This window comes from Pedobacter agri PB92 (genome assembly GCF_000258495.1).
Lineage (GTDB): Bacteria > Bacteroidota > Bacteroidia > Sphingobacteriales > Sphingobacteriaceae > Pedobacter > Pedobacter agri.
Genome location: NZ_AJLG01000262.1, coordinates 1 through 4,891 on the forward strand (window position 1 = coordinate 1; position 4,891 = coordinate 4,891).

The window sequence follows — 4,891 nt, forward strand, 5'->3', positions numbered from 1 at the left end:
ACGTACACACTTGAAACCGCCATTTACAACTATTTTTTTCAAAACAGGCATTACGGCTACTGGTAGTCTTGATCCCAATACAGTTGATGGTGCTTTTGTTGCAAATGCCGTTCACCCGATATTAACCTATTATGAAAACCAGTTGATCCTGGCAGAAGCTCAGGCAAGATTGGGTATGCTGGAGGAAGCCGTTATATCCTTAAATAGTGTGCGCTCCAGATTAAGTAGTGGTGTTTTTAATGGCAGAACGTTGCCAGTTGCGGGGCGAAAATATGACGCTTATACCTTATCGGATTTTAGTAGAAATGGTTTGGCAAATCCAACAGGATCAGGCAGTGTGCAATATGCATTGCTATACGAAATCATTGCTCAACGGTATATTACCTTATTGATGCAATATGAAGTGTTCAATGATTATCGCAGGCTTTCATCAGCTGTTCCAGTGGTAGAACTGCCGGTTCCGTTAAAAACAGGATCTAAAAAACCCAACCGATTCATCTATCCGCAAACGGAGATCAATACCAATCCCAATGTTCCAAAACCCTTGCCAGATCAGTTCACTAAAGTAGCCATCTACAACTAAATGCAGCTAGTAAAAAAAACAAAATTACCGGCATTGGCCGACAGTGCAGTGCTACGGTACTTTAATTTTATAGCCCTTTATTTTGCAGAGGGATTGCCAATGGGTATGTTATTTATTGGCATACCTGCCTGGATGGCCATGAACGATAAAAGCATTGTAGAAATTGGTAGTTTCGATGTAGCCTGTGCCTTTCCCTGGACCTTTAAATTCTTCGTAGCACCATTAATGGATCGCTACACTTATTTGCCAATGGGACGTAAAAGACCCTGGGTAATTATTTGCCAGACGGGATTATTTTTAAGTATGGTAGGCTTCGCATTTGTGCCAGACCCGCTCAACAATGTTCATTTGCTGGTTATTGGCGGCTTTATCGTTTCGATTTTTGGCGCCTCGCAAGATGCCGCCACTGATGGATTAGCCGTAGATACTGTGCCGGCAGAAGAGCAGGCAAAAACAAATGCTTACATGAATGGATCGCGGATGATTGGAAGCTCATTTGCACTCACCATTGGAACCTGGTTGCTCACAGATTATAATTTTAAAATCTCTGTCCTGGTCATTGCTATACTGATTGGGCTGATCATCTTTGTACCCTTATTATTGCGGGAGCGGAGTTCCGAGCGAATTTTTCCATGGAGTTCAGGGGCACCTGATGAAGATAATGAAAAACTCCAGATCAATAGCTGGGCGGCGATGGTCAGATCATTGTATATGGCTTTCAGTTTGAAAAACTCTTTTTTACTTGGTCTCTTGCTTTTTACTTCACAGGGTGCTTACAATTATTTTGAGAAGTTACTACCCATTTTTGCCGTTAAAGTAAGCGGTTGGACGAATGTATATTATTCTCATGTTTTTTCGATCGCAGACCTTACTGGTGGCATATTGGGAATGTTGGTAGGAGGTTGGTTGATTGATAAATTCGGGAAGAAGCGAATGATCTACACCTACTTATTTTTCATTTTCTTTGAAACATTATTGCTCGTTTTTCTGAGTAAATACTGGACTAATGTTCCTTTTCTGTACAGCTTTATCATCATTTACAGGTGGGTGAACGCCTTTGCGAAAATCGGAGTGTTTGCAATTGCGATGCAGTGCTGCTCGAAAAAGGTTTCAGCGAGTCAATTTACCTTTTATATGACCATCGGTGCATTAGGATCAATGGTTGGTGCTGCCCTGATTGCGCCTGTGAAATCTTTTTTTAGCTGGGAAGTGTCTTTTGCGTTGTTTGCCTTGATGATGTTGATGAGCGCTTTTCTTTTACGGCTGTTAAATTTCAATAAACTCGAACAGCAAATTTCTGACATGGCTGAAATTGACGGTGAAGAAAAATATCATACAACGAACTCAGATGCATGGCAAATGAGCAAACCTTAAAAATGTTTGTTATAACCAACCCCACTTTTACAATTTCTAAATTTCTGAGTAATTTATCAGTTCAATTTATCGAATAGAAAACGCTATATCTTTCAATAAGGATGCTGCGAAAGACTATCTTCTATTTGCCTGGCGGAAGGTTTTTGAAACACAGTTATACAATCGGCCGAGTCAATTTTGATTAGGCCCATTTTTTCAAATGCTTTTAACCAACGTTTCATTGGCAAAACTTTCCATTTTTGATGGTAACGGATTGCATTTTCAATAATCGAATTGAAATAATTTAGGGGTGGATCGTATTTGTCGTGATATTGGTGAAGGACATCATCGCGAACGAAAATTAGGTCAATGTGAGCTTGATGAAACATCATGGCGAAATCTGTGTCTTCTGCACCATAACCTGTAAAGGATTCGTCAAAACCACCGATATTTTCGAATGTTGGTTTTTGAATCGCAAATATTAAAGACCAGAATTGTAAATGTCCAACAGGCGCTCCGCTGGGAATCTCTTCTCTGTTTGGATGTGGTACAGCCATATGCTTCAGGTTATTGTAATTGCCTGAATCTGGAAGCATGGGCAGATAAAGCGGGTAGGCCGTTACGATATTTTTTACCGATAAATCTTTCAGCAAATTTGAAAACAGTGTTGGCGAAACAATACAATCAACATCAATAAATATGATGTTGGTGGTCTTGGTGGCATTCATCCCCACATTTCTTGCGGCAGCCAATGGCAATTCATGCGTTTGTTTGATCCTATGAAAATTAATGTTCAGACCCTTTGATACAGGCATTTCTTCCAAGTCATCCATGCAAACCACCTGAACATCGAATGGAAGCACAACCGACAACCTGATAGATTCAAGGAGATTTGCCAATTGCTTTCTCCTTCCTTTTACAATAGTTACAATACTAAATTCAACCATACCATTCTTGCATTTTTTGTGCTACATCTGCCGCTGCAGTAATATTTACTAAATTTTTATAAGCTGGGGTAAATGCTTTCGCTCGTTGGAGCAGCATTTGCCATTGCTCGGCGTTAAAATTTTCCTCGCCTAAAAGGGCGATCTTCTGATCAGACAACATGCGAGCATGCACCTCTTGCTCCTCATACGGCCGGACTTCGGGAAGCAGGATCAATCGTTTATTCATTGATAATAGTTCTGCGACGGTATTTTGCCCCGCTGCCGATATCACAAGATCTCCTGTTATAGCCTGGCTGATATCTTTTACCATTCCGAGCTGGTTACAATTTTTACCAAGATCATAACGTTGTTTGTTTCCAATAATGGTGAATCGGATATCCGGATCCTGCGTCATTTTTTTAACTATAGCCTGATCCCAATTATCATAGCCTAACAATATGGAAACCTGATGAATATTTGCAGAGGTGTTTCGATTGAATTTGCTACAATCGTACCTTGATATATATCCACTGTAAAAAGTTTTGGTTGAATATTTATAGTCGGGTTGTTCAAGTATGAAAGGAAAATGAGCGATGATGTGGTCCGCTAGCTCATGTGCAAATACCTGGGTTGGGTCTTTAGAGATATTTCCCGGTAAGTGAACTAAAACAACTGGTACTCCCATTCCCCGGACCAAAATTGCTAATTCAGGAACGCCATCGCAGTAAAATGCTTTCGGCTTATGCAGCAATATTGCGTCAGCCATTGATTTGGCTCGCTTTGCAGCCTCCTGAACGTATGGTGTAACTTCGAAAGCTTTTGAATAGGTATGTTCAGGAATTTCGTAGTTTGCTGGATACTTGGGTGGCAATTCGATGACTTGTACCTGGTATGTGTTTTTTAAACGGTTGGTTATACTGGTATTTGTAGTTATCGCAATGACCTCAAAAAAGACTGACAATTCTGGGTACAGCATACTAAAGGTTGCCTGATGGCCATTGCCATGTGCATGTACAAAATAGAATATTACCGGTTTACTCATGACATGGTGTTTTTGATAAACGATGATAAACCTCAGCATATGCCTCCGAAGTTTTCTGCATGTCAAATGAATGAGCGAAGTTTCTGCAGGTCTGTGGAGTAGCATGCATAGCTTTCTCTAAAGGCTTGATTAAGTCACGCCAGTCATCTGAATCAACTGCAATAGATACTTTTTTATCTCTTAATTCAGGAGGGATTGCGGTGTAAAATCCCACAACCGGCAGGCCAGACGCCAGCATTTCCAACGTGCTCAGGCCAAAAGGCTCTTCCCAGAGGGCGGTGGCCAGATAAGCTGAAGCACCTCCGGCCAGCTCGTTTAATTGCTGCTGATTGACGTGGGAAATGTATTGAATCCTTTCGCTAAGCATTGGTTCAACATGGGTACTGAAATACTCCTGATCGAATATAGGGCCGATGATTTTTAGTGGCTGCTTTAGGTGGTTAGCCAAATGAATTGCGGCTTCAACGTTTTTTTCTTTGGTGATTCTTCCGCTCCATAAAAGGTAACCATTATTATTTCGATGATGCAATTTCCATTGATGAAGCACAATTCCATTCAAAATAACGTCTATATCTTTTCCTAATGATGATGCCCAGCTTTTGCTCATTCGTTTAGAAATGCCAATAGGCAAAGCGGGTGCATGTTTTAAGAAAAATTTGTACATCAGTTCAAATTTTTCCGTAGGTGGCAAATGCAATGTTAATACGCTTGGGATGTTAAGCAGGGCGCCAACGGCATAAATCTCTGGTATAAATGAGTTGTAGTGGATGATGTCATAATTGTTTACGTCAAGCATTCCGAATTGTAAACTCTGATAGTGTTGTTGTCCAAGCCACTCCGGACAGGGCCGATAGGCGTCATCTTTCATGCTTAAAGGGCTTTCCTGGAGTTCAATTACATTAAACAGGTTTCTTTCATCCGTGTCTTTTGCAATCACATCAACGGTGTGCCCCATTTGCACCAGTTGGTTTGCATGTGCAACAATGA

General features: G+C 40.9%; 4 protein-coding genes and 1 pseudogene. 2 read left to right on the forward strand and 3 right to left on the reverse strand.

Going from position 1 to position 4,891, the window contains the following annotated elements; translation table 11 throughout:
* Together ON09_RS22570 and ON09_RS22575 are read left to right on the forward strand one after the other, a co-directional pair.
* Positions 1 to 583 (forward strand): annotated as a pseudogene (locus tag ON09_RS22570) (RagB/SusD family nutrient uptake outer membrane protein); the annotation flags it as partial.
* Positions 584 to 1,957, forward strand: a complete 1,374-nt coding sequence (locus ON09_RS22575; protein ID WP_010603337.1) for an MFS transporter — start codon at positions 584 to 586, stop codon at positions 1,955 to 1,957. It begins immediately after the preceding pseudogene.
* Positions 1,958 to 2,049: 92 nt separating this feature from the next.
* Here ON09_RS22575 and ON09_RS22580 read toward each other — a convergent pair whose 3' ends face one another.
* The 3 genes from ON09_RS22580 to ON09_RS22590 form a co-directional block, all read right to left on the reverse strand.
* Complete coding sequence (locus ON09_RS22580; RefSeq protein ID WP_010603338.1) at positions 2,050 to 2,883, reverse strand: glycosyltransferase family 2 protein; 834 nt, start codon at positions 2,881 to 2,883, stop codon at positions 2,050 to 2,052.
* Positions 2,876 to 3,904 carry a glycosyltransferase gene (locus tag ON09_RS22585; protein ID WP_010603339.1) on the reverse strand — a complete coding sequence of 343 codons (1,029 nt, stop codon included), beginning with the start codon at positions 3,902 to 3,904 and terminating at the stop codon, positions 2,876 to 2,878. The genes ON09_RS22580 and ON09_RS22585 overlap by 8 nt, the downstream gene beginning before the upstream one ends.
* Positions 3,897 to 4,891: glycosyltransferase (locus ON09_RS22590; RefSeq protein WP_029204573.1), on the reverse strand; the 995-nt coding region annotated here is incomplete at its 5' end. The genes ON09_RS22590 and ON09_RS22585, both read right to left, overlap by 8 nt.